Annotated in this window: 36 protein-coding genes; 9 read left to right on the top strand and 27 right to left on the bottom strand. The window is 36.3% G+C overall.

Translation table 11 applies throughout. The features are described from left to right. Positions 1-397: 397 nt before the first annotated feature. The 6 genes from AC5JMK_RS28715 to AC5JMK_RS28690 form a co-directional block, all read right to left on the bottom strand. Positions 398-1,084 (bottom strand): hypothetical protein, encoded by a 687-nt coding sequence (locus tag AC5JMK_RS28715; protein ID WP_495911577.1) that lies wholly within the window; start codon positions 1,082-1,084, stop codon positions 398-400. Then, positions 1,084-2,577 carry a phage terminase large subunit family protein gene (locus tag AC5JMK_RS28710; protein ID WP_495911576.1) on the bottom strand — a complete coding sequence of 498 codons (1,494 nt, stop codon included), beginning with the start codon at positions 2,575-2,577 and terminating at the stop codon, positions 1,084-1,086. The genes AC5JMK_RS28715 and AC5JMK_RS28710 overlap by 1 nt, the downstream gene beginning before the upstream one ends. Beyond that, complete coding sequence (locus AC5JMK_RS28705) at positions 2,531-2,938, bottom strand: hypothetical protein (RefSeq protein WP_495911575.1); 408 nt, start codon at positions 2,936-2,938, stop codon at positions 2,531-2,533. Before AC5JMK_RS28705 ends, AC5JMK_RS28710 begins: the two co-directional genes overlap by 47 nt. A gap of 38 nt (positions 2,939-2,976) precedes the next feature. Continuing rightward, positions 2,977-4,638, bottom strand: coding sequence for a protelomerase family protein (locus AC5JMK_RS28700; RefSeq protein ID WP_495911574.1), 1,662 nt, complete (start codon positions 4,636-4,638; stop codon positions 2,977-2,979). A gap of 256 nt (positions 4,639-4,894) precedes the next feature. Continuing rightward, positions 4,895-5,509 (bottom strand): hypothetical protein, encoded by a 615-nt coding sequence (locus AC5JMK_RS28695; protein ID WP_495911573.1) that lies wholly within the window; start codon positions 5,507-5,509, stop codon positions 4,895-4,897. 92 nt (positions 5,510-5,601) lie between these two features. Next, positions 5,602-6,261, bottom strand: a complete 660-nt coding sequence (locus AC5JMK_RS28690) for a tyrosine-type recombinase/integrase (RefSeq protein WP_495911572.1) — start codon at positions 6,259-6,261, stop codon at positions 5,602-5,604. Between the two features lie 130 nt (positions 6,262-6,391). Here AC5JMK_RS28690 and AC5JMK_RS28685 point away from each other — a divergent pair, with 130 nt between their 5' ends. Continuing rightward, on the top strand, positions 6,392-6,916 hold the full coding sequence (locus tag AC5JMK_RS28685; protein WP_495911571.1) for a hypothetical protein: 525 nt from the start codon (positions 6,392-6,394) through the stop codon (positions 6,914-6,916). 3 nt (positions 6,917-6,919) lie between these two features. Here AC5JMK_RS28685 and AC5JMK_RS28680 read toward each other — a convergent pair whose 3' ends face one another. From AC5JMK_RS28680 to AC5JMK_RS28585, 20 genes are all read right to left on the bottom strand, one after another. Continuing rightward, positions 6,920-7,147 (bottom strand): hypothetical protein, encoded by a 228-nt coding sequence (locus AC5JMK_RS28680; protein WP_495911570.1) that lies wholly within the window; start codon positions 7,145-7,147, stop codon positions 6,920-6,922. After that, on the bottom strand, positions 7,144-7,740 hold the full coding sequence (locus AC5JMK_RS28675; protein WP_495911569.1) for a ParA family protein: 597 nt from the start codon (positions 7,738-7,740) through the stop codon (positions 7,144-7,146). Before AC5JMK_RS28675 ends, AC5JMK_RS28680 begins: the two co-directional genes overlap by 4 nt. Before the next feature lie 159 nt (positions 7,741-7,899). After that, positions 7,900-8,100: a DUF6887 family protein gene (locus AC5JMK_RS28670; RefSeq protein ID WP_495911568.1), complete on the bottom strand. Its 201-nt coding sequence runs from the start codon at positions 8,098-8,100 to the stop codon at positions 7,900-7,902. Further along, a complete protein-coding gene (locus AC5JMK_RS28665) occupies positions 8,097-8,288 on the bottom strand; it encodes a DUF6888 family protein (RefSeq protein WP_096680625.1) in 192 nt (63 codons plus the stop codon). The genes AC5JMK_RS28670 and AC5JMK_RS28665 overlap by 4 nt, the downstream gene beginning before the upstream one ends. Further along, positions 8,288-8,473 (bottom strand): hypothetical protein, encoded by a 186-nt coding sequence (locus AC5JMK_RS28660; protein ID WP_096680665.1) that lies wholly within the window; start codon positions 8,471-8,473, stop codon positions 8,288-8,290. The genes AC5JMK_RS28665 and AC5JMK_RS28660 overlap by 1 nt, the downstream gene beginning before the upstream one ends. Positions 8,474-8,554: 81 nt before the next feature. Then, positions 8,555-9,022, bottom strand: a complete 468-nt coding sequence (locus AC5JMK_RS28655; RefSeq protein WP_495911567.1) for a hypothetical protein — start codon at positions 9,020-9,022, stop codon at positions 8,555-8,557. Further along, on the bottom strand, positions 9,013-9,495 hold the full coding sequence (locus tag AC5JMK_RS28650) for a GIY-YIG nuclease family protein (RefSeq protein ID WP_495911566.1): 483 nt from the start codon (positions 9,493-9,495) through the stop codon (positions 9,013-9,015). Before AC5JMK_RS28650 ends, AC5JMK_RS28655 begins: the two co-directional genes overlap by 10 nt. Before the next feature lie 74 nt (positions 9,496-9,569). Continuing rightward, complete coding sequence (locus tag AC5JMK_RS28645; RefSeq protein WP_495911565.1) at positions 9,570-9,803, bottom strand: hypothetical protein; 234 nt, start codon at positions 9,801-9,803, stop codon at positions 9,570-9,572. A gap of 3 nt (positions 9,804-9,806) precedes the next feature. Next, entirely contained in the window at positions 9,807-10,835 is a 1,029-nt protein-coding gene (locus AC5JMK_RS28640) for a ParM/StbA family protein (protein WP_495911564.1), read from the bottom strand. A 139-nt stretch (positions 10,836-10,974) separates the two neighbouring features. Further along, positions 10,975-11,193: a hypothetical protein gene (locus tag AC5JMK_RS28635; protein ID WP_495911563.1), complete on the bottom strand. Its 219-nt coding sequence runs from the start codon at positions 11,191-11,193 to the stop codon at positions 10,975-10,977. Positions 11,194-11,391: 198 nt separating this feature from the next. Next, the gene (locus AC5JMK_RS28630; protein ID WP_495911562.1) at positions 11,392-13,731 is read right to left on the bottom strand and encodes a transposase; all 2,340 of its coding nucleotides are present in this window, start codon (positions 13,729-13,731) and stop codon (positions 11,392-11,394) included. Positions 13,732-13,797: 66 nt separating this feature from the next. Beyond that, entirely contained in the window at positions 13,798-14,598 is an 801-nt protein-coding gene (locus AC5JMK_RS28625; protein WP_495911561.1) for a hypothetical protein, read from the bottom strand. A gap of 78 nt (positions 14,599-14,676) precedes the next feature. Further along, positions 14,677-14,859 (bottom strand): hypothetical protein, encoded by a 183-nt coding sequence (locus tag AC5JMK_RS28620; RefSeq protein ID WP_495911560.1) that lies wholly within the window; start codon positions 14,857-14,859, stop codon positions 14,677-14,679. Then, positions 14,859-15,059: a hypothetical protein gene (locus AC5JMK_RS28615; protein WP_495911559.1), complete on the bottom strand. Its 201-nt coding sequence runs from the start codon at positions 15,057-15,059 to the stop codon at positions 14,859-14,861. The genes AC5JMK_RS28620 and AC5JMK_RS28615 overlap by 1 nt, the downstream gene beginning before the upstream one ends. A gap of 204 nt (positions 15,060-15,263) precedes the next feature. Further along, entirely contained in the window at positions 15,264-15,449 is a 186-nt protein-coding gene (locus AC5JMK_RS28610) for a hypothetical protein (protein ID WP_495911558.1), read from the bottom strand. After that, on the bottom strand, positions 15,449-15,991 hold the full coding sequence (locus AC5JMK_RS28605; RefSeq protein WP_495911557.1) for a hypothetical protein: 543 nt from the start codon (positions 15,989-15,991) through the stop codon (positions 15,449-15,451). The genes AC5JMK_RS28610 and AC5JMK_RS28605 overlap by 1 nt, the downstream gene beginning before the upstream one ends. A 12-nt stretch (positions 15,992-16,003) precedes the next feature. Next, the gene (locus tag AC5JMK_RS28600; protein ID WP_495911556.1) at positions 16,004-16,177 is read right to left on the bottom strand and encodes a hypothetical protein; all 174 of its coding nucleotides are present in this window, start codon (positions 16,175-16,177) and stop codon (positions 16,004-16,006) included. Positions 16,178-16,286: 109 nt separating this feature from the next. Continuing rightward, the gene (locus AC5JMK_RS28595) at positions 16,287-16,964 is read right to left on the bottom strand and encodes a hypothetical protein (protein WP_495911555.1); all 678 of its coding nucleotides are present in this window, start codon (positions 16,962-16,964) and stop codon (positions 16,287-16,289) included. Positions 16,965-17,039: 75 nt separating this feature from the next. Further along, positions 17,040-17,399 (bottom strand): hypothetical protein, encoded by a 360-nt coding sequence (locus AC5JMK_RS28590; RefSeq protein ID WP_495911554.1) that lies wholly within the window; start codon positions 17,397-17,399, stop codon positions 17,040-17,042. 362 nt (positions 17,400-17,761) lie between these two features. Further along, positions 17,762-17,893 carry a hypothetical protein gene (locus AC5JMK_RS28585; protein WP_495911553.1) on the bottom strand — a complete coding sequence of 44 codons (132 nt, stop codon included), beginning with the start codon at positions 17,891-17,893 and terminating at the stop codon, positions 17,762-17,764. Here AC5JMK_RS28585 and AC5JMK_RS28580 point away from each other — a divergent pair. From AC5JMK_RS28580 to AC5JMK_RS28560, 5 genes are all read left to right on the top strand, one after another. Then, positions 17,884-18,033 (top strand): hypothetical protein, encoded by a 150-nt coding sequence (locus AC5JMK_RS28580; RefSeq protein WP_495911552.1) that lies wholly within the window; start codon positions 17,884-17,886, stop codon positions 18,031-18,033. The genes AC5JMK_RS28585 and AC5JMK_RS28580 overlap by 10 nt on opposite strands. A 9-nt stretch (positions 18,034-18,042) precedes the next feature. Continuing rightward, a complete protein-coding gene (locus AC5JMK_RS28575; RefSeq protein ID WP_017308808.1) occupies positions 18,043-18,219 on the top strand; it encodes a DUF6888 family protein in 177 nt (58 codons plus the stop codon). Further along, complete coding sequence (locus AC5JMK_RS28570; protein WP_495911551.1) at positions 18,216-18,389, top strand: DUF6887 family protein; 174 nt, start codon at positions 18,216-18,218, stop codon at positions 18,387-18,389. Before AC5JMK_RS28575 ends, AC5JMK_RS28570 begins: the two co-directional genes overlap by 4 nt. Before the next feature lie 314 nt (positions 18,390-18,703). After that, the gene (locus tag AC5JMK_RS28565; protein WP_495911550.1) at positions 18,704-19,504 is read left to right on the top strand and encodes a hypothetical protein; all 801 of its coding nucleotides are present in this window, start codon (positions 18,704-18,706) and stop codon (positions 19,502-19,504) included. Positions 19,505-19,652: 148 nt separating this feature from the next. Next, a complete protein-coding gene (locus tag AC5JMK_RS28560) occupies positions 19,653-20,021 on the top strand; it encodes a hypothetical protein (protein WP_495911549.1) in 369 nt (122 codons plus the stop codon). A 20-nt stretch (positions 20,022-20,041) separates the two neighbouring features. Here the strand turns inward: AC5JMK_RS28560 and AC5JMK_RS28555 are convergent, their stop codons facing one another. Beyond that, on the bottom strand, positions 20,042-20,251 hold the full coding sequence (locus AC5JMK_RS28555; protein WP_495911548.1) for a helix-turn-helix transcriptional regulator: 210 nt from the start codon (positions 20,249-20,251) through the stop codon (positions 20,042-20,044). Between the two features lie 209 nt (positions 20,252-20,460). Here AC5JMK_RS28555 and AC5JMK_RS28550 point away from each other — a divergent pair, with 209 nt between their 5' ends. From AC5JMK_RS28550 to AC5JMK_RS28540, 3 genes are all read left to right on the top strand, one after another. After that, complete coding sequence (locus tag AC5JMK_RS28550; RefSeq protein ID WP_495911547.1) at positions 20,461-20,826, top strand: hypothetical protein; 366 nt, start codon at positions 20,461-20,463, stop codon at positions 20,824-20,826. 70 nt (positions 20,827-20,896) lie between these two features. After that, complete coding sequence (locus AC5JMK_RS28545) at positions 20,897-21,394, top strand: hypothetical protein (protein WP_495911546.1); 498 nt, start codon at positions 20,897-20,899, stop codon at positions 21,392-21,394. Positions 21,395-21,473: 79 nt separating this feature from the next. After that, the gene (locus tag AC5JMK_RS28540) at positions 21,474-24,188 is read left to right on the top strand and encodes a DUF3854 domain-containing protein (RefSeq protein WP_495911545.1); all 2,715 of its coding nucleotides are present in this window, start codon (positions 21,474-21,476) and stop codon (positions 24,186-24,188) included. The last annotated feature ends 731 nt before the right edge of the window (positions 24,189-24,919 follow it).

Genomic DNA, 24,919 nt, shown 5'->3' with positions numbered 1-24,919 from the left:
ACCGCTGCCGCCAGTTTCGAGAAAGTGTCAAATTCGCCAGCTTTATAGTACAGATATACCACTTGGCGAATGAGTGTGTGTAAATTTACTGCATATTGCGTATCTATGTAATTTCGTGCCTAACCCCTATATACCCCATTTTTTAAGAAACCCTTAACCACTAGGGTTTGAGGTCAGTTGTAGTATGCTCACGGTATGCTAAGTAGTATGCTTTTTTTGCCAACCATGAGATTTTTTTTACGTATTAATTAACACTCAATATGTTTTTTCTACTTAAATTAGTCTGCTGGTGTGATCGCGTTGCGAACCGTAGGTTTATCGCTTCTACTACACAACAAATAACCCCTCCACACACGGCAAAGGGGCAAGAGAGCATATAAGTAAGGGAAGGTTGGGGCTAGAGTACAGATAATGAAATTTGATGTATATAAGGCATTTTTCCAATACCTTTTAAATACATTAATTCACCAAAGCTTTGATGTAATGCTATACCTAAAGGTGATTGAATCATTTTTTCTAAATTAATGCTTTCTATCTCATGCTTGATCAAATCTAAATCAATTTCTTGAGATATAGCTATTAATCCATCATTCAAGCCGCATAGCATTAATGCTGGTGAAATTTGCAGATTTGATTTACACTCGATTATTTTCCTAGAAAAGTGTGCTTGATTGTTATTGATTTCTAAAAATTTTAAATCTTTTTCTAATGATTTTGTATTCGTAATAAAAAAAGTATTTATCTTTCTGCCAATATCATCGATGGATATCTTTTTTTCCATCATATATGCATTTTTTTTATCTTCATCACTAAGTTCAAATAGTGATTGTAGAAATTTCACATCTTCATCATCATCAAAAAGATAATTCTCAAGATATTCTCTTAAATTTAAAAGCAATTTTTCTTTTGATGCTATTGGACTATTCCAAGTTTTTAATAATTCAATTTTATTATCATGTTTATCAAATCCAACAATACTAAATGCTACACCATTAGATTGTAAACAAACACCAATCAAGCAATTAAAGCCTATCTTATATTTTTTTGGCTTTTGCAAAATTGAAGTAACACCAGGATGATACATTACTCAACAACCTTTATTTTAGAGACATCTATATAATACCTTTGTTGCTTGTTAAATGGTGAAATTGCTAAGGCAAAACATGTACTCATTAGCATATCATCATGCTTACCGCTTGCTGCTTCTAATTTATTTCCTTGCCTCCTGAAACTCAAACACTCTTCAATTAATGGACTATTTGGTGGGTATTCTAAAGCTTCTTTTTCAAGTGCTAATACAAGTGTAGAAACCATAGTAATTTTACTATCTTGGCTCGTGTGGATTGCTTCAAATCTTGTATTCGTATGTTCACGGCTTAACTGTTCCAAGTATAAATGCCCCACCCCTCCAGTTGTTTCAATTGCTACTTTTTCAGGCTTAAACACTTTGATAATTTTACCTATCTTATAAATGTGTAACTCACTTGTTTCCTGCCTTTTACGGTAATGGTAAACCAACGAATATTTACCATTTTTAAATTTTAATACCGTGAATACTGTGTAGTCACTTCCGAACGTAGAACAATCTAGACCACAATAATAAGTAGCTTCATTATCACGTTCTGTTTCTGTTGTTCCAACGGCATTTTTATTAACTATTTCTGACGTGAAGACACTAACAGAACTATCGATAAATCTTAAATCATATTCTCTTAGCGCTATCTCTTCATCTACAGAATCCTGTTTCATTCTGTAAGCTAAATAACCGCCTTCATATTCTTTATCAATTTTTGAGTAAATAGGGTGACAACGCCAATGAAGCACTACCTTACAAACACCAGCTTTATCAATCCAATAATAGAATCCTGGTAAATTCCGCCATAGCTCGCCAGAAGCTACACGCTTGCAAATTTCCTCTACATCTTCTTCATTATTTTCAGATAATTTACTCCAGTACCAACCTGATTTAGCGCTTGGAGTACTAACAATAATTTTGCTTACAGAATCACCTACTAATGCAGAAGCAGCACTAGAAGCCCCATAAATCTGTTCTATTCGCTCTATGAAAGCTGATTCATCATAAAGCTGATTTGTAATTGAATCTAGCGAACGAATACCCTCTTTAGAGCTATTTTTAATGTACAGATCACCAAGATTTTTTAATTTTATATAGCCTACACTATCGTTCGCTGGTAAAACATATTCTTGCAAGCCTTCTAACATTTGTTTTACACGACGGCTGAGACTACCTACATCATCAGAATTCCTCATGAAACAAACTGAACTGCTAGCAGCATTTAAGCATCCATCGTGTAAAAATTTACTAACAATCGCTTGTGTAGTTCCTAATTGACGTGATTTAACTACAACTACATTTGAATGTTGTTGCATTAATTTAACTAGTAACATCTGGTAGTCGTACGGTTCAAATTTGACCATTTCACCACCACTTCTAATAGTGGTTAGCCTTACAAATTCTTCCCAATTTCTAGGTACAGATTTTAATGAATTATTTGATATTAATTGTGATTTAATTTTTTGCTCTAATTTCTGCAATTTCGCTTTGGTGATTCCCATCTAGTATTACCTCTATACGTTCTAATCTTTCTTCTAAATCCATCTCTCTCATTTTTACAATGTGTGTTAATAAAACGCTAATAGCGCTTACTTTAGTCCGGCTTGGTACATCTGGATCTGTGATTATATTATTTAATTCTTTAACCGCTTCTTTAGCACCTTTAACTAGTTCTGCAAGTGCTGAATCTATGTATTTTAATTGGGCTTGCTTTAGCAATCTTTCAAATTCTGGTGATTTTCTCCAACGTGCAATTGTGCTTTTAGCAACCACTGTTTTTGCTGCAACTTCTTCATCGGTATATCCAGCCGCAAGTAATACTAAAGCTTCACATTGTGTGTATGACAAAACATCATTTTTCATAATTTTAAAATCCCACTCATTCGGAGTGGGCATATAAATTAAACTAATTTTACAAAATCACTGATATTTCCTTTACCTCTATTGTGCTGATAGGTGAATTGATTAGCCAAATTGTAATCAATAACGTTGATTCTACCCTCATCAGACTTGAGATAATCTTCAACAATTTTAGTACGGCACTTGGTTAAATCTTTGAGAACTTTGGTATTAATCGCCCATTTATCATCTTTTCCATATTGGCGTTCGTTGTAGGCTTTTATAGCTTCTACTGCCCTACGAATTTTTTCTAAACCAGTGTTAGGAGCGTGAGAACCAAATAAATCTGCATTGCTTAATTCTTCTACATTAATTTTTGGTCTAGGTTCGGAACTCTTTTTAGTTGCTTTTGCTTTGACAATTTCAATCATTTCTTCATCTTCCACATCTAAGGCTTCCACGGTTTTTTCAATTGGTTCATCTACTTGATTTTTTTCTTGGTTTTTGACAGGATTATTAATCACTGTCACAACTTCTTTAACTAATTTTCCCTCTTCAAATTGCTTACCAATTCGAGCTAATCTGATTAACTCTTCCATGCGGCTAACTTGGTCAGCAAAGGGTAAAAATTCTTGGTCTTCAATAGCGTCTTTAGCTGTTTGAGTCATTCTTACTCGTGGCTGTACAATGATAGTTTCTGTAGCTTTGCTCATTTCTTCGGTAAGACGCTCAACCCAAGTCCCTCTGGTCAGTGGTTTTCCGTCTGGGCTACATACTTGGTAATCTTCATAGTTTGTGGCTGTAGCGTCTGATGTATGCCCCAATCTTTCAGTGATAAAGAGGTTTGGTGACATACTCCAAGGACAAAATAAATAGATGGCTATTGCTGCATAGCTAGCCCGTAAATTTTTAGCTGATAATTCTTTTTCGCCTGCTGGAGGATTGATTAAGGGTGAGAAAAATTCTCGAACACAATCATTCATTCTGTGGTTTTTACCACTGTCAATCTCAGCTAATGTTTGGCGTTTTAATTCTTTGATTTCAGGCATTCTTCGCAGTCTAGCCAATCCATCAACGACTTTTGCAGACTCTACAAGTGTGTATGTGGGGTAAGCTCTTTCGTTACCTTTGGCTTTGATTTGACCAGTGAATATAACCTCAAACTGCCCTACTTGTTTGAATTCGGCAGTCTTAAAAATTTCACTTGGTCTTCTGCCAGTAGCCGCAATTAAACCAACAACTAATTTTCTGTGGTCGGTCGATTCCAGCAACTTATCTATTGTTTCTTGGTAAGCATCAACACAATTAATTGATTCTAAATTACTGCGTTGCTCCTTCTTGCGTTCGTTGGTAGCTTCCATGCGTTTGGTGTGGAAGTCCTTGTCAAAGTTCATGTAGAGCAAAGCTAAATGCTGTTGTTTTGGTTCTGGGTCTTCTTGAACTTTAACTAGGTAACTGTTTGTTTCATCTAAAGTGATGGAATCTTGCCAAGCTAGTACAGCTTTACGAACATCACCCATATAGCGATTAGCGGTATTCATCCATGAATTTTCTGAAGCATTTTTACTGGGCTTTTCTTTGATTTTGGCTATTAGTTCATCCTTTTTGGCTTGGCAATATTCTTTGATATCGGTGGCTGTCTCAAGCCCTTTTAGAAATTCGCTAACCCAGCCTCTAACCCACTCGGTTCTGATTTGAGATGTAAACTTAGTGTAGGATTTCATTACTAACTTTGTCCACTGAACTTTGTACACTTCTAAGGTAACTGAACTTTGTACAGATGTCAAGATAGTGGACAAAGTTATTTTTTCTTTATTCTGTACTTAGTATAAAAACCTTTCTATACAACATTAGCGACAAAAAGTGCTGACGACTTGGTAGGATAGATAGCCGTCAACACTTTGATGTTAATGTTATCAATCTTATATGGATGATACTACCTATATTATGCAGTCGATGGTGATTTAATTACTAAAAATTTTACATATACCATATTTGATAAATAATATCTTTCATCATTTCAATTATTCTTTTTATATAAGGCATTTGACCATAACTTTTGCGAATATAAAATCCTTGTCGATAAACATGATGATAATTACTTTCTCCTATTGTATTTCCTTTTCTTTTTGAAACAAGAAAGTAATAATTTAAAAAATTTAAATTTTGTTTTCCTATAGGATTTAATGTGTTTCCTAATTCAGAACCTTGTTCACTAAAAAACCTAATAATCGCTGCTTTAACTTCAGGACTAACATTGTTAACCTTACTTTTAGCTTCGGAAATTTCTCGTAATCGTCTATAAAAAAGTTCTACCTTATTTATTTCATTTGTATGTAAGAATGAAGGAGCTTTAGTCGCTCCAAAATCCCAAATTAAAAATCTAAAACTTGGAAAATCTATTTCAGTTTTAGATATAGTATGAGCATTAGTATAAGTTTGAGATAATGTATTCATATTTTCTTCTATCTCTCTAGATAGCATTATTCGCAAGTTTCTTGCTTCTCTTACCATGCCAAAATAAGACATGAAAGAACTAAGAATAACTCCAATAAGAGTTCCTACTAAGCCCGATGATAAACTATTCCAATCCATAAAGTAATAATTTGTTGATTTTTATCTATTTTAATGAAATAGCGTTTTTTACTAAATTGCAAAATTTATATTCAGAGAGTTATTATTTTTTGCTAATCCCTAGAAACCCTTTCTGTATCAGGTATAGAGTCTACGTCAACAAAAGACGATTTCCTGACGTAATCATTACCCACATGCCCCAACATCGACAACGATGACACCGCACCCTTCACCTGTTCCGGTCTAACTTCTAAATACTTCTGCAATTCTTCTAAGTTCCTATGCCCTGAGACTTCCTGAATAATTCTTAACGGTATACCAGCATTACTCATCTGAGTTAATGCCGTCCGTCTGAAGCTATGAGTGCTAACTCCTTCAAAACCAAGCATTTCACAAGTTTCACGCAGTATCCTAGAGGCTGATTCAGGATTAATGTGTCCCCTACCATGCCTGCCAGGAAATAAAAAACCATCGCGGCTATCAGGTTGGTACTTTACCAAAAGTCCCCTTAACTCTTCAATTACGGGTACTGCCCTAGCTGCTAATTTACCTTTAGTGTTGTTTCTACGGAAGATAATTTCACCCCTAACACGCATTTTCTTATCGTAAACATCCAGGGTGTTAAGAGTACATGCTTCATTGATGCGACAAGCTGTATACAAGCAAACACCGAACAAAGCTCGGTCACGGTCAGATTGAAAACCTTCATTAAAAAGTAGTTGTATTTCTTCTTGTGTAAGGATTTTCGCTTTCCCGTGCCTGTTTATCTTCATTGTCTCAACTGTAGACCCTGTATCACAGCCTACACCTGATCTGACCTTTGATAAATATACCGACAAAGTATAACCGGATTGATTCAAAGAATTTTAGTAAACAAAACTAGTATTAATTGTGATAAAACAAATGAAAAAAAGCGCTTTATTCTTTACTCTCTCTGGTTTTATTATCTGTGTTGTTGTTGCTTTTTATATAGGTACAAAGTTTAATTCTGTCGCAAACACGAGTAAAACTCAATTACCAACGGAATCAGTTATAAAATCTTCACCCACAGTAACATCAGAAACTGACGTGATTGTTGCACCAGAATCAACAGAAAAAATAAATCAAGAATTTTCTCAAACAACTCAACCTACTCCTACAGATTACGACATATATCAAAAGCAATGGCAACAAAAACAGTTAGAACAATTGCGACAGAAACAGTTAGAGCAAGCTCAACAAAAACAGTTAGCAATACAGACGGCTATAAATGCCTGCCATGAGGCAAAACTTCAAAGCCAAAAACAAGTCAATAAGTTACGTGAAACGACAATTGACGGTTCTGATAATGTGTTTACGGATTTTGCAGATTCTACAGCAAGAAACATAGAACAATATTCAGAAGCTGAATTTAGAGCTTGTTTACAAAAAGCACAGTTAGCCCAATAGGTTTTATTCTGGCTCACCAAACTTTGCCTTCAATGTCTCAATAATGATTGAGGTCATACTAACCCCAGTACGCTTTGATTCTGATGCCCAGTGACGACGCAGTGACAACGGCACTTTCACACACAGGTTAACTTCTGGGTCTTCTTGGGGTGCTTGATGGTCTTCTGGTTTACCAGAATTTTGGTTTTCTGGTTCTCTGGCTTTCTTTATTAAGTCCCCATACTTACTCATCTCAAAACCTCCATAACCTCATTACCAAAATTCAAATAATCTTCCCAAGCACTTCTTAAGCGTTCTTCATCAAGGTCTTTAATGGGAATACCCGCGTGTGCCGCTTTTTCAAAGCCAACTGTACGCCGAATCATGCTTTTGAAAACGGGAACACCCCCAGATTTGAGTTCTTGACGTAAGTTCTCCCCTTCTTTACTGGGATATGGGGGAACAATTGTTAGTAGCACCCGGTATTTAGCATCTTTCAAATCTCGTATTGTTTCCAAAGTTGGTTCTAGACTGACTATATCCGGCTTGGTAGGCAGTATGAGTAAATCACAGCCCTTTGCTAGCTCTTTCATGTCATCTGAATCAGGTCTAGCAGGTGTGTCAATCACCACGTATTCAGCTTTATTGATCACCTTCATTGCTTGGCGTTCATCGACCGCTTCAAAAGGGAATCCCCCTCTACTTGCCCAACTCAAAGCAGTTCGATTAGGATCACCATCTACCAAAACGGTTTTACCGTAATCACTAAAGAAAGTCGCCAAATGTACAGCAGTGGTGCTTTTCCCTACGCCCCCTTTGTAGCCCGTAACCGTGACTATTTTCATCTGGTATTCCAGTATTCTGGTTTTCTGGTAACAGTAATACTACATCCAAATGTCTACAGTCCAGCAATCTAGTGTAGTTTTATAAATCTGGTTTTCTGGTTTGCCAGAAACTAATTATTAGAAAATAATTGTGTTGAGTAAGCTAAAAGCCAAATTGCGTCACAGATTATCTTTCGAGTTTCGCTTTGTCTCAATCAAATTTTCCAATATATCTGCCTCATCTACGGTATAAAATTTTTGATTAGGTTCCGCATTAATTTTGTCCATAAGTGCGTAGAATGCTTCTGTGTCGTTGCGATGCTCTAATAGATAGTGTTTAAGTTCCGATTTAGTCATTGTTACAAAATTAGGCTTGGTCATTCGTCATACCTCCATTTGCCATTATGGGTAATTACAATACCTGTTTCTTCTCCAGCCAAGATGTAAATATTTCCTGTCCGCTCATCTAGTCTGACAATTGAGATATCTAACAACATTGCTGTCAAGTTTTGACTAAGGATGAAGCAAGTTAGATTTTGTTCGGCTGTGGGATAGCGCGGATACCTCATCAATTTTTATTTACCTTTTTAATAGCCGCGTCACACCACATTCTTATTGCTTCTTCCATTGCCTCACTATGACCTAATTCAAGTTCTACAGTTAGCTGCTTAAAATTTTTCACTAGATCCTTGGGCAAGTATGCAGCACTCTGGGTGTAATCGCTATGGGTGCGTTTGTTAATTCGCCTTTCCATGATCATAAAAAAGCTAATGTGCTGTTATGCTAGCACACTAGCAAGTTAGAATTTTAATCACGATCAGAAAAAATCCTTCTGCTAGTACAGAAGCGACTCAGTTTTTAATTTCCAAAATTCCTTGATGGTTTCGCTCAATTCTCTAGCAATCACATCTTCACCTCGACTTTTGGCTAAGGCTTGAATTCGCTCCAGATTTTTCACTGCCACCAAAAATTCTTCGCTAGTGTGGTGAATACGGCTTCTCACCGCAACTTCTTTTGATTTTTTCCGGCAGTCCAAAAACTCCCACCATCCACCATCGCTCAAATTGAGATTGTGGCAAGCTTCTTTAATTGCCACGCGTGTTACTTTTGCGCTCGCACCTACATTAATTTGCCGCCTGCGACCGCCTACGCACTTTTTTGCGAGCCAGTAACCATTTGATTTGGTGAATGTGCATTCTCCACCTACTTCTACGGCTCTAAAAGACGGCTGAAACTTCAACCAATTAAACCACTCTGGAGTATCAACGCAAATATCACCTACTCGACCAAAAGCTACTTCCATGACTCGACCTCCGCTTGTGGTTGTGGCTCTTGCCGCACAACCTGTCCAATCAAAATCCCAATCCCTAGCAGTGCCACCAATCCACCAACCACAGCGCGAACCGGTACGGGCTTGACTTTCCTTAAGCCATACTCGCGACCATAGCGGTTAAACGCCATTTGAACGCGCCAAAAATCTAGAGGACTCAAATCAAACCATTCGCGGGACTTATTCAGTTTGATATTGCAGTGCTTGAAATCCTTGTGCAATAAGTCTTCTACACTCGCCATGTCTTCTACAAAAATTGTTTTTAAAATTACGTAGTCGCATGGTGGCTGTGAGCTATGCAGGGCATCTAGCCTCATTTCTGGGTTTTTAGATAACCCGATTTTACATCTACGTACTAATCGACCGGGAATGATACCATTGATACCTACAGCTTCAATTAAGTAGCAATAGCCGGGGACGCTATCGTTGCGTTGAGTCCATGCCATAATATTTTAAATGCCTTAGCTAGAGGGATTGAGTAGAGCCACTGGGGACGCCTAATCTACCAGTGGCTTTGCTGTTAGATGTAATCTTCAGTATCCTCTACAGGTTCTATAGTTTCCTGTGTGAGTTGTACTTTTGGATCTAATTCAATTATTTTGGCTTTGCCTTTTGGCGATAAACCAAAATAATCAATTAGTGCAATATTTACAACTTCCTGTGCTGTCAATCCAGTTCGGTTCGTTTCGGCTTCTACAATTGGCTTTACACTTGCCCAAAGGTCTATCCTTAGTCTTTCTTGTTTAGCTACCATAATTCACGCCTCCACAGTTTCAGCCGAAAGACTATTGCAAGCATATTCATGTAACTTTTTAACGTTCATGAATGGTGCTTGAGCATTGAAAATGTAACCTTTTTTCTCAAAGTTCTTACTCAAGAATGGTAGGCAAGCACCTCCACCAACTACAACAACTCTGTCACCTTGTAATTGGAATTTATCGACTTCTGCAATAGGTTCCTTAAGGTAGACTGTTGACCAATCTTTGAGAGATTCTTTGTAAGCACTGGTAATGTTAATTGCACCTTTACCTACACCGTAAAAAATCTTTTCATTGTCGGGACTCTCAACCCCTCTACGAATTAGGTCTAAATCTCGGTCTAGTCCAATAGCTCTTAGTGTGGTGTGGTCGTAAATCTTTTTATAAAGATGTTGAACACCAAATTTATAGGGTATAGAACGATAAATTACATTACCTTCACTGTCAAACCTGGTAATGATTGTTGTGCCATTGCCAATATCTAGCAGTGTTGTATTACCTTTACCTACTGGCTTAAAAATGTAACCTTCATCAAAAATTTTGACTACATGAATTACTACAGTAGTGAGTTGACCATTGATGTTTGCTAAATGTTTACCCTCTAAATTAGCTTTCATTTGGTCGGCGAACACTTCAGCATCATGGATGGAAGCAACTAATCTAAATTCCCAGTGTTTACGCGCTAATGGCAGTTGAGCAACTGCTGATAGAAACAAAGGAAGTGAGAGTTTGACTTTACCATCACTGCGATTATCAAAAACTTGGTCACGAACATCCAGTACTGCGGCATCGTTACCACACACCCACACTTTATTTTCTAAAGACTTGGCATACTTGTTATTTTCTGGCGCGGTGATGTAAGTGACTCGACTCTTGCCTTGATGGTCGTTGTGGCATTTAGTCACATCCACAAAGTAAGAAGGGAATCGGATATATTCAAAGTCATGACCGTGACCGGACACTTTTAGTTTTACCAGTCCGTTACCACAATCAAAACCGACATTAAACGGGAAAACTTGTTTACTCATTTGAGCCTCTTTTAAGCCTATCTCCTAATTGTACCATTTTGGGACTTAAACAAACAGATAGGGACTAATAGGGGTATATTATTAGTTTAGAAAATTATCCCCTAAGTGTCCTTATATGTTCCGTATTGGGACTAAATTTTCACTTTACTCTTGGAAGTAACTCATAACCAAAATCATTTATTAAATTATTAATTAACTCGTAATCTTCGTCTTTAATGTAATAAAGATAGATGCAATGGTTTTCTTCTAAATACACTTCTGCACGTGATAATTTATCTTCTCCTAGACAATTCCAGTTAATCTTAATGATTTTTTCTGAATTGAAAGTAACTGAATCATTTCCGATAAAATGAGCCATAATTTTTATTTCCTAACATTAATAGTTGGCTAAGTTGGCTGAGTTGGCTACACCCCCTATAGGGGAAAGTTGGTTGGCTAGCCAACAACGTAAAATCAAGGGTTTCAGGCTTTGAAGTTGGCTGTGAGTTGGCTGGTGTTGGCTGAAAAGTTGGCTGGTAGTACCAACTAAAAATACAGCCAACTAGTCAATATTTTGTCAATTACTGTTAGTTGAATTCATATCAATTTTAAAATTGTGTCCACAATTTTTACATTGATACTTTTGAAATCCTTCATTAGCTTCAGGACTACCATTCTTTTTAGCTTTTGTAGAACCGCATTTAGGACAAGTGACAGTAGATTCAAAATCTTCATTTTCATCTTCAATTTCTGAATTTTTCAAATAATAAGAAGAATTTTGAAATTGAGTATTTGTACTCATTAGCTCGTAGTAATCGTAATGGTCAAAGTCTGGTAACTGGATAAATTTAGGTAGACCATTTAAGGGGACGGCTAAAGCGAATCGGTAAGCGGTCGCATCTGTGAAAATATCTAATCCCAATTCCTCATTTTTCTGGTCGCAGTACTCTTGAATTTTGGCGTATTGTTTAAGTAATGTTTCTTTGGCATCACCTAAAGCAGATTTGGGGTTATTAATCCAAAGTTTTGCGTTAGCACCAATATGAAGTTGTACCGCGCTAGTCCAATCACTCCAACGCATACCCGGAACAGTATCGGCATCGCAACTTTGACCAATATAGATACATCCAATGTTCTGGTGAGAAGCTTGTTTAAGTGAGTAAGTTACTTTGTCTTTGAAGTAGTAATAGCCATTACTTTCTCGTTCTTGGGCAATGGTCGAATCAATTTCGTCAAAGATATAAAGAACAAAGTGATGACTAGCTTGTAAGGATTTTGTACGCTCATCAAGTAATTCGCATAGTTCTTTGATACCTTGAACGTTGTCTTTATGACTAGTGCCACGCTTGGGCATATCCCAGTAATCTTTTTTTGAGCCATGCTGAGGGTCATAGAGTCGAATTTCTCCTTGCCCTTGTCGAGCGTTCATAATCGCCAGTGCTAAATTTTTTGCTGTAGGTGACTTGCCCCCAGTGCTACCAGCCGATATCCTCACTCGTTCCCAGCGACGAACATAAGACTCAAATTTGCTGGCAGGAATCCAAATTTTGTCAATTTCCTCTTTTGATTTATCTTTCTTAGGCGCTTCTCTTGTCGTTACAGTTAAAGTCAGATATCCAATTTGATAATTGATATCGAACTTAGGAAGTGTTTTGTACAAAGCATTAGTTAGGCTAGCTATGTTTGCAATTGAGTTGTTTTGCTCTAACTGATCAATAGTCAAACCAGGGGCGCGAACAAATGAGTAAACCAACACATATCCTGTATCGGTTTCACGCCATTCTTGAGCATCAAGTCGAACTCTGTAAGCTTCATAGTAGTAAGTATTGATGCGGTTCCCGATTTCGGCGTAAGTCCCTTTACCCAAGAATTGCTTAGGTCTATCGACTTCTTTCTCAAGTAATTTCACCCGCTCTTTTAAATCGCTAATTTCTAAATTCTTGCTGTCAATTTCGTCTAATAAATCAGCAACTTGTTCTTTAAGTTCCTCGAAGCCTGCCTTGTTAAGATTGAAACTATTTTTTAGTTTCTTGATATCGTCAAGGCTACCTTGTTGAAACTTGTCTAGATTAGATATCACTTTATCTCTTGGTACAAACTGTTTAGGGTCACGACGTACATTCAATTCCTCCAAGGCATCTTCCAAGGTTTGTTTAACATCCAAGTGCAATAGATTACGCAGTCTCACTTTTAAAGCTGCGGTTTGGTCGGAAACAGTGAAGAAAATATTAACTAATTCCTCTTCAAAGGTTTCAGAATTAATATCAACTTCGTTAATTTCGCTAAGTAATTCACAGTGGTAAGCATGATTGTTTTTTAGCTGTTGGTAAAATTCTCGTAATTGTTCATGAACATTTTCAAAATCTTTACGCTTCAACTTTTTGGCTATCAAATCGCCCAGTCTTTCATAATCCGTGTGGATTCTATCGCGTGTAACTTGCCAAAATGCTTGTTTAATAGTTAGCTTTAGCTCGTCTACACTAGTATCTTTAGTGTTCAATCTGTTTGTTAGTTCGTTGATTTTAATTTCACTTTGTCCCTTTAGAACTTTTGCACAAGTTTGCAGTTTTACTAATTCATCGTTTTGACTGTTTAGTTGAAGTTCTAATTCATTGATTCGATTGAGATTATTTTGATTTTCTCCTGTGACTTTATTCAAGTTCTGTTTTGTCAAAGTCAGATCTGATTGATGCTTAGATATCAAGTCGTTAATTTGATAATCAATAGAGTCACGAGATACTCTGTCAACAGCATAAGAACTTAGGGCTACTCCTCCAGATAGCATTGCTAGATTCAGAGCGAAACTTTTAACATTTTGATTTTGACTTGTGACTGTGGAATAAAGACACACAGCACAAAGCAATCCTGCACTACCAGCTATAAAATTACCGATGCTAGAATGATTTAGCTTAGTCATTGTTTTCAGTTTTTTGATTTTTAAAATACTGTGGACAATCCTCTAGGTGTTCTAGAGGATTTTTTATTAGATGAACATATCAGCTTCGATTTCAGCCCTACGCTTCTCGATGGTATTTTCCATACCTTGAATTTCTATTTCTAACTGTTCATTAGAACGAGCTTGTTTTTGAAGTTTCAAATCCCACTCAGTTTGAATACCTTGTGTGAGGTTGATTACTCCTTGAGTTCTAATAATTTGCTGTTCTAGTAATTCTTCGTTTTCTTCAAGTTTTGATTGTTCTGTTTGGAACTGTACATGAGAAATCTCTGATTGTACAAACTTCTTAGCAACATCAAAACCTGTTTTTCTGATATCAGCGATATCGCCAACTAAAGCTAATTCTTCTTTATGAATCGCTGCTATTTTACGTTGCTGCTTACGACGTTCTAGCCGAACTTCTAAAGCATTATTTTGCTTTTGAATTATTAATTTATTTTGATTCGCTGTTTTAGCATCTTGCTGAGGTAGAGTACCAGATGGTGCATATGGATCACCCGATAACTCACTATTTAAATCAATCAGTTGTACACCGTAGCCTGTAGCCACTGATTTAGCCTGATTCAATACACCTTCTGCTTCATCAGTTACTAAAGGAGAGCCACCACTAACAGCCCTACGAACCTGTTTGATTGAACCGTTGATATGTTGGGCAGTATTTCCAACTCGACCGACTGTAGAGGCAACTGTGGAAGCAGCAGTTTTCACATTATCTACAACTGTAGACACTTGGTTTTGATTGGTTTCTGGTGTCTCAAAATGTTCGCTTCCAGTTAGTCCACCCTTTTTTCTACTGCGGTCTGATTTTCGTTTCGTTTCTTCTGGCATAATATTTTAATCCTTGTGTTCAACTGGGATAGGAGCAATGACCGCTTAGAATTGATAGGCTTTGCGGTCATGCTTCTTTTAGTTCTGTTCGTTATTACCGATTGATTTTCGTTTTAATTTGAAATGTTCGTATTCGATTTTTAGCGCTGCTAATTGTCGCATTAAGTCTTCGCCTTCCTGAATTAAGTCTTCTGTTATTTCAGTAGCTTTTAGCATTTCTTCGATTTCTTCTTTTGAAGGAAATTTAGGTTTTTCAAACATTATTCAACACCTCCAGATATTGTATTCCTGTACACCCACCAAAGCATTTCTGCTTTATCTGTAGCTTCTACTAGCAATTCATTTAAGTCTTTAGTTGCCAGTTCCTCCCAAGCTTTTTGGTTCTTGAGTAACAGTAATTCATCGATTATTTGAACTAATTTAAATTTGATTTGTTCTGGTGTCATTACTGGTTCAAGCATTATTAATTACCTCGCTAATGTTGTGTTTTACATAATGACCAGACAACCTAAGAATCTTCTCTTGACCTTTAGAATTTACTCTTAAGAAAACATATCTTAGGTGTCCCAACATGACTACAGAATGACTGTACTGATAGATGCGGTCATAACCTCGAATCGTATAAGAATTACCGACCTCTAACCTTGCTGTATCAACCATTTTGGTTATCTAGCTCCATCTACTAATCTTTTTGCATATGATAAAGCTTCTCTGGCAGTATAGAATCCTTTTGTAATGTCTTCAAAATCGTTCTTTCTTACGCAATAAGCGTAATAAACATCTGAGTAAAAAATCTCGATTTGGAATCCGTTGTACTCAGTGGAAAAGATTTGATTCTCTCCAATATTCATTAGTCAATCTCCTTGTTTTCTGAATCAATCAAAGCACCCACGACTCCACCAGCTATAGAGCAAACCAAAACACCGCTAAATGAGGCTACAGACAAGCTTATTGTGACGCGAGTGAGGTTGTTTATAGTATCGCTAGGTTTGGTTAAACTTAATCCCCAGAAGCCTAAAGAAACACTGCCTAGAATGGCGGATGTGGCAAGAAGTCCCAATGCTGAATTCGTTAAGAACTTTTCTAATTTGCTCTTCCAGGTAATACGTCGTAATTGCGTTAGTGGATGCGGTTTTGGTGCTTCTAAATAACGCGTAGACTTTTGAAGACTTACTTCGTAGATAGCTGCATTAATGATTTCCAGAGCATCGAACAAAGTCATACTTGTCGTAGAACTATTGCAAAGATAATTCCAAGAATGAGGACTTTCTTCAGCAAGTTTAGTTAACGCATTTCTTGCAGACTTCAATCGATTTTCTACTTGTTCAAAGGTGGCGCAATCGTTGAGCAAAGCTTGTACGAATTCGTCTGTTTTGTCTAGTTGGTCGTTCATTTGTTTTTCTCCTTAGCTGTGTCTTGTTTTCAAATCACCTTTCATCTCGTTCTTAAAGTCTTGCCAATCTTTATCTGAATTTTTGGATTTTTCAGAGTAATTATCGTAATCCTCTGCATAATTTTTTCCATGGACACAATTGATTGCAAATAATTCCATTTCTTTATCTTCAGATCGGTTTTTCATGGTGTTGAGATAGTGTATACAGTATTGGGTGTTGGGTATTGGGGCTTGGCTCCCGCAAAAATTAGAAGTCCTGCAATAACCAAGCCTATTAGCGATATTCCACAAAAAGCTAAACGATATACTCGCTCAGTTTCTGCATATTCTCTTTCACGTTTGAGCGCGAGTAGTTTGTTTGTACTGTTGCGAAAAAATCCTCAGTTTTCTCTCCCCGTAGTTGTTCGATGGAGTTAATTGCACTCTGGGAGAATTCAGTTAAAAAATCATCTATGCCACCATTCAACCGGACTGTGTAGATATTTTTAAAAGATTCCACAGCCTCGTCAGCCGCAAGCACAGCCAAAGTTTGAGTTATCCGGGCAAGATCGAAAACTTGATTACTCAGATTGATGTTGGTGTCTAAGACGTGGCGGACTTTCAACTCGATTTCTTCGCTTGGGATGTTTGCGAGGGCGCTTTCCTCTTCATCTTGGGAAATATCAGAATCATCGCTCCCACCATCTGTAGAACTGCTGTCAAGGTCAGTAGTGTAATCATTGGTTTCTCGGTTTTGTAGGAATGTTGGTTGTTCTGTGGTTTGTGCTTCTATGGCATCCACATCTACAGATTCGTTTTCTGGTTGTGCCAATGCGGCTTCCATCAGTTGTTCGCTCAAAACCTTGAAATTCTTGGTACTTATGCGTTTGATGGTTTCGTAATTCTTGTAAAAAGGTTCTAGAAGAAATCTTATTTGCTCCTCAGAGATACCGAGTTGCTCGGCGGCGGTGGAGATGTTGATTGTATTTGCCATTGTTTTTTACTGCCCCCAAAAATTTTTGTTTGTCGTGGTGAAATTTGAACTTCACCACAAGCAAGTTAGTTGCTTTTATTTGAAAGTTACGCCAGAAAAATAAACATGGTCGTTCTGACGGATGACTTTTAATGTAAAACCAAATTCTTTGGCTTCCTGAGCAATCGCCTCAAAAGCCGTATACATCACATCAGGAGAGAGAAAAGAAGTTCTATTTTGGCAATATTTTTCGTAGACTTTGTCGGCGTTAACGCAAGATCCTTCTTGTGGTTGCAAGCTGTCAATCAAAAACTGAACGAGTTCGGCTTGCAGTAATTTTGGAGATTTGTTAGAAACTGTTGCCGTCTGACCGATGTTGTAGATATCCATGATTTTTCCTGTTTTGTTTTTGGTTGGTTGTTTGCTTTTCTTGCTCACAGTTACTAATATATCCATTAGTATTTACGATTGCAATACTTTTGCGATGAGTGTTAGTTATCTAATTTGACCCTACCCATAAGACAATCATATTGCATTAGTATTGCTTTTTGAATGTGAAAATGAATACTATTGATAGCAACAGCAAAGTTTTTTGATTAAATGAGGTGGTATGTGTCTTTTACTTTGTATGAGAAAGCGAAAAGCGGTTACTTATAGAATTGATGAAACTGTGATAAATGCTCTAAAGGAATTAGCTATTGATAGAAATACTAGTGTTAATAATTTTTTAGAAACACATCTATTCAATCTTCTAAAAAAAGAAGGATATATTTCTCAAGACACTAGACCACTTGGTGAAACAAGAGGCGGGGACAGAACTAAATCAGATGAGGAGACTGACCAATGACAGACCAACCATCCAGGCTATGCACAGCCAAATTTTCAGCCAACTCGCCAAGCAGAACGCCAAGAACAATGCACCACAACCCTGGAACAATCAATGCAGGCACTTAGCCAAACTCAAGCCGAGACATTGCGCTTGATTGCTGACAATTCCCGTGCTATTGCCCAATGTGAAATTAGAATTCAAGAAATATTGGAAAGATTAGACCGACGATTCAACAATGGGAACGGAAGTAGAGGTAATTAAAATCTTTCAATGGAACCAACCTTAGACCAACTAAAAGCATTCTTTGATTTTTGTGTTCGCACCAGCAACTTACTACAAAGTATCGAACTAGTCCGATACGATAAAAGAAACAAAAGAATAGCTATTCTAATAGGCGAAACAATCGAAGTAGAAATTCTTACAAATGGAGAAATGTTAATAAGATGAGTGACTATTTAAATCTTAACTATCAAGAATTAAAGCAATACATTAAAACACATCCTGATGATGAAGAAGCTTTCCAGCATTTTCTAACGTTGATGAGAGCAAAACCTGGTGTAGTAGTCAGCACACCAGAACAATTAGAAGTAGAACTGAAAAAAAGATTGGTGTCTTAATCTTGAAAATGGCTACAAAAAAATTTCTAAACATTGCTGGCACTGCCAAATATCCCAGTAGCAGCTATCAAAAAAATCAGTTCATAGCCACTTTATATAATCAGAATCGCACTCAGGATAGATGATTTCTTCATCTCCCAATTCATCAATTTCAGAGTGTATCTGTTCCATAAATAGCACATCTATACTAAAACCATCAACCAAACTACTTGGTTGAATCTGGAGAAAAGAACTAAAAATCGGAGAGCGTCAAACTACGCACAACAAAAAAGGGGCTAACACCCCTTCAAATAATTTATGTATTAAAAATATCAATGAAAAATATTATAACACCAACAGAAGAAGATATTGAAAACGCTAAAACAATGCTTGTAAACGTTTATTATCAAAAAATACCATTAGTAGCAGAAAACGAAAAACACTGTGAAATTCTAGAAAAACTCACTCCTTTAATCGCCGTTCCTTGGTTTTTAGGAACTCAATTATTCATAAAATCACAATGGGTTCAAGGTTTAATAATTAATAAAATTAATGTAATTAATTATAATATGGAACCGACTAAAAATATGTTAAAAGCATGTAAATATCATGCTGAAGTGATTAAAAATATATATGAAATATTAAAAGAAACAGAGGTAATTACCAATAAAAAATATTTTAAAAATATACCAACTTGGCTAGGATTGATTATTCATGATGTCATTACATATCGAATACATACAATATGTACCGATGATTATTTATGTTTAAAAGATGTGACTATAAACCACAACAATATCAAAGAAAAATTAATTGAAAAAGAAAAACATATTTTTGACTCTCCAGTAACTTTTAAAAACAACGAATATTTAAATGTATCTTACAAACAATATACAGCTTTAAATAAATTTATATTATTATCTAATGAAATAGCCATTAACAATTTTCGTTTTGGCGAATATTACTACGAACCATTTAAAAAGTCATATCAAAAATATCTACAATCATTAAAAGCAAAATGGTGGCATCTAACTTTGATAAATGAAAAAGGAGAAATATACACACATTTCACCAAAGGAAGATTGCCTAAAATCTGTAACCAATCAAAATATAATCAAATCTTATTTATTAATTAAAACACCTCTAAAACAGATTATATGTTGGAGATTTCAATTTAGGACAGATAATTAGAAAAGAAAACCCCTTACAGTCTACAAACAGTAAGGGATAAGAATTCTAAGCGATTATTAACCATTACTCGTCATATTCTTTTTTGAGGTTCTTATGCCTAATTCTCCATATCCTATCACGCAAACTGAAATAGAAAATCAATTGAAAATTGCATTTTTTGAATCAGAGATGTTATGCGATGAAATTGATCCAATTCTTTCAATTTATCTCAAAAATGAGAATTCCTGGAAATACTATGATCTCCGAAATGCAAAATTTATATCTGAAAAAGAATTAAAAAAGAAATTTAAATATTTGATTTTCAACAAATCCGATGTTAAAGAAATGAAAAATCAGGAAAATTCAGAAATTATTTATGAGACATTACTCAAAAAAGGAAAAATCTTGAAAGAACAAATGCTAACAGAGCTACCACCTGAAATAGCTATCGATTTTCTAAGTAAGGTTATGGGTGAATGCTGAGTGTTGGGAACAATATAGGATTACGCTGCTTGATGATCATCTAAAACAAATAAATCATTTGGCTGACAATCAAATAATCTACAAAGTTTTTCTATCACTTCGTGAGGGTAAGTTCTAATTTTTCCATATTCATATTTTTGATAATTACCCAGCGTCATTCCTAAAGCGTTTGCAGTTTGTGTTTGAGTCCACCCCGATTTTTCTCTTATTTCCTTAATTCTAAATTTCATATGCCAACACATTTCTAACAATTCAAATTATATCATCATGAAATGATACCTAATATAAAGATACATTATGGTAGAATACAATACCAATAATATATTCTGATGATATATCGTAGCAATAAACATCATTCTACGATGTATTATACAAAAAGGTGATGACCGCGAGGTACACCACCAGCAAAAACCTTATCTAATTAAAAGGTATAGAAAAAATGGAATACTATCAACCTGAAAAAGATAAAAACGATTCCTTACCCATTGAATGGTATGAGTTTCAAAAAGCAAGAGCAGATGCAAAATTTTTAAGAGAGAGAAAAAAAGCAGCCATACTCGAATGTTTTGAATTAGCAGAAAAGAATAATTTTCCGATTTCAATAAGTATGATTTTGGGTTGGCTCTTTGTTCACTACGAATGGCTGAAAGCTGAGAAATCTATTTACAAAATACTCTGCGGATTTTTAATGAATGGAGTAATTGAACTAGTTGAAATAAAAAATAATCAACGTTTTTATAAATTGTCTAAAAGAAAAATCAAACGTATAAATGTTGAGCGCATAAAATTCAATGAAGAAGAATAAGTAACAATATACCACTAAGTAAAACAAGCCACCAAACAAAAAACCTTATCTAATTAAAGGATAGTCGACCATGCAAACACAATTCAAAGTAGCCGATTCTATCGCTGTTGATGACGAGGGCTACGCAGTAGGGCTGCTATCAGCCATTGAATTCGATCAATATTTAAATGAGGAGACTGGCGAAGTCAAGGATCAAATAGTTTTTGTCTGGCAGACTCAAACCAGAAAGGGTATTGATAGTAAATTGCGTTTATGGACTGGGATAAATATTACCCCTACTCCCAGAATGAGCAACGGGAAAAAATTTTTTAATGCCTTGACTCAAATACTTCTTATCCATAAAATCATTACCTCGGAAGATTTAAAAAAACTCGCTCAAGACGAGGAATATATTAATGAATTGGATATTGATTTAGGGCTGATGGTTGGGGAAACACACAAATTCAAGCTCAATATAAATGAGCGTGGACTAGCTAGACCAGATATTTCATCCTTAAGAATTGTTAAACCTATTTCAATAAGAATTACTAGCACTTCCAATACTGAATCTGAAGAATTAGAGCAATAATTAATCCCAATAAATAAGCTGGGCGAAATCCCCAGCTACTTCCATCCATTGGAATGAAAAATATATAAAAAGGAATATTATGCCGATAAGAATAGGTGGAAAAAAATTAACACCTACTGCTGAGAAAGCAGTTCCTATTAATACTAGCATTTCTTCTCCAACCACACAAATATTAGAGAAGAAGAAATATCTTTCATCAGCCCACGAAAAGCATTTAAAATCTTCAGGAATAGATAGCGAGAATGCTTTAAAAGCAGGCTATAGAAGCATAAATGCGGAGGAGGGACTAGAATTGTTGGGGCAATTTGAAAGCGGAATATTAATTCCTTATTTCGATTCGTATGGCAATCCCTGCAAAACTTCCGATGGTCGGGATTGGGCAAGACTGCGTGCCGATAAAGGTGATAAAGACAAGTATCGTTCAGCAAAAAATGCAGGCTGCAAGCCTTATTTTGATCCTTTGATTCCTGAGATTTTTGGAAAAAGCTGGAACAAAATCAGCGAAGACACTAGAACCCCATTAGCTATAGTTGAGGGGGAGAAAAAAACGACGTGTTTTAACTTGCATTATGCAAAAAAATTAAAGATTCCTGCATTAGGGGTTGGTGGGATTTGGAATTGGGTAGGTAAAAAGGAAGAAAAATCAGGCTTTGTGGATGAGGTGGAGGGGGAAGAAGATGAGGTAAAAGCTTTGCTCCCCGAACTAGAAGCAATTCAATGGAAAAAGCGAATTGTCTATCTATTGCCGGATTCAGACATCGTTGATCCCGATCCCAGAAAACTTATAAAGTCTGCGGTCTTTGAACTTGCCAAGACTTTAGCCCGCAAAGGGGCAATACCTAAGCTGGTGATGCTCCCTCAAGACCCTTATGGAGAAAAAAATGGTCTGGATGATATTTGTGTGAGTGATTTCTTGGGATTATTTGTTGAATACTTTCATCAATGCTCTATTTCTGCTCTTGCTTTTGAGGGTAAAGGGAAAGATAAAAAGCTAGTACTTAATTTGGCTCCGTCCGCACAGAAACAACTTAAATTCTTTGGTTTTGCTGGGGCAATTACAATTCAAAGGCACTGTATTTTTAAGCAAGGTCTGTTCCCTTATTTTTGGCAAGAGACGCACTGGAAGCTTGGTGACAAAAGTGAATTCGATACTCTTATCCAAAAATTAATGGATAAAAATGGCTGGGATAATCGGTCAAAGAGCCACGTTCAAGGATTGCAAAAAGAAATATCTAATAGGCTTTTTGTATCGAGCAAGTCATTTAATAAGCACCGCGCTTTCAGCAATGGTACTGTCATTTTTGAAAATGAAAAAGTTATTTTTTCGTTAGGACACAAGCGCAATGATTTTTGTGCTATATACCTTCCTTACGAATTTCCTGAAACAGATCCAGGTAAGCCAGAGATGTTCGTAAAATTCTTAAATGCCTTTACGTTAGGGGAACCAGAAGCACAGCGATATATAAGAGCGATGCTCAGATATTACATTCAACCTCTCCGACAAGGAGAACGAAATAAAGCTGAAGCGTTCCCTTTATTCGTGGGGCAACCTCAATGTGGGAAAGGAATATTGTTTTCAGTTGTGCGAGCCTTATTAGGCGAAGAAAATTGTAAGTCTTTTGGTAACATCGATGATTTTTCTAAACCAGAAAAACTAGCCAAATACTTAGATAGCACTCTTATTTATTGCGAAGATTTACCAGGCTTCGCCCGTGAAATCAAAGGATTAAATTATGTGATAGACAATGTTCCAGTAACAATAAAAAAGCTGTTCATTGACCCCATAGACGACTGCTTAAACGCTCATGTTCTCGCAGCGGCTAACCAGCATTTATCCGTAGGCAAAGCTGATGCAGGTGGGTTGAAAAGAAGGCTGCACTCTTTTGTTGTCCCATTGGAGGATACAATAATAATTGATCCTGATTTAGCGGACAAATTAAAAAGCGAGCTACCCAAAATACTTTATTGGCTACTACAAATAGATTATGAAAGAAGTTTGAAAGATTTTCGACAGGGGCGTTTATATGTCCCCGCGTTAATGGAAGGTGAGATGGAATCTTTGGAAGCTATCCATCCCTTATTGAGATTTGTGAATGATTGCCGCGAAGAAAGGCTAAATGATTATAAAAATGTCGATTCCGTCCCGTCATCCGACCTTTATTCATACTATCGCGATAACTGGAGCCTGAGAACAGGCGAAAAACCTCTTACAAAAAGAAGCTTTGAGAGAGAATTAAAGCAAAGTATTAAAGTCCCGTTTAAGAGTATTGGCAGGAATAATTTGCTGCATTTTCAATTATTAAGTACGGAAGAATTAGCAAGTATTCACAAGAAGTCGAATAAGGCTATAGGCAGCTTTGAAAATATCTCTTTAGAAGAAATATATTTAGCCAATAAAAGAGGCTTCCAGCCAACAGCGCTGCCACAACAAGAGCCAGCTTCTCGGCAAGAACCTGAGCTAGTTTTGCGGGAGCAACAGGAATCAAAGCTAATTTCAGAAACGCAGACAGAAGATGAGTTAAAACAGCAATGCATTGACGATTTTATCGATATTGTTCCTATAAGCCGACGTGAAATTTTTTGCAACGAAACTCAATACAAGGTGGATTTAATCAATTGTAATTTAATCGTGCTGTCGCCATACGCCCCGACTCTATTAGATATTTTGAATTCAATGCCACCTCAAAACAAGCAAACTTTTGCCTTGAACTATGGATTAAAAAAATTAATAATTCATTCGATTTTTAATGATGGAAGCTGTCAGCATTTTAAGAATATAAAACTGATTGATTAAAATCAGTAAATAAAAAAAAGAGAGAAAGTAATGGCTACTGTGTTTTTGCTGACAACTTGAAAGTACTATTAAAGAATAGTGCAAGTAAAGAGACTATATTAACTGTAAACCAAGAAAATGTTAAACGTTTGAGAAAGTTAATGAATAAAAATATATTAAAAAAATTAAACAATTAAATCAAGAAAAAAATAAAGTTGGCAGTATTTTTAAAGAACATTGGAAAGATCAAACACCATCAAACAACTTAACGGAATTATCAATAATTGCTGTTAAAAGTCTTGCAAAAAACAATAGTAAAGGCTGTTGGTTTGAGTCTTTAGGTCGGTGGGTGAGTTTAAATTGGCTAGAGTCTAACGGCTACAAGTCCGTTGCAGATAGAATCAGAAATTTAAGAAGATTCCATGAAGATAGAAAGCGGTACATATTAAGAGACAAATCAAACGGGAATATAATACTCTGCCACATAAACACGGTTCTATTAAAAGAGTTTTTGATTTAATCCGCCCCTCTAGAATTGTCGTGGAGGGGTTTTATGTGGTGGATTGGTACAGACCAAGTCGCTTGGTCGAATTTTGTCGTAAATCGGTACCATTTTCAAAATTGCGCATTATACCATGTTGCGTGCAGAAAGTAAATAGTTTGGGCAGACCAAACGGCGCGCAGGGGGGGGCGGTTCTTATATAAATAGGGGGGCTGCGCGCCGTAAATGTAAATCACTTTACAGTTTTATG

This window comes from Pelatocladus sp. (assembly GCF_059505505.1).
The sequence above is the reverse complement of the archived record's forward strand: the minus strand, read 5'-3'. Positions and strand labels throughout refer to the sequence as shown.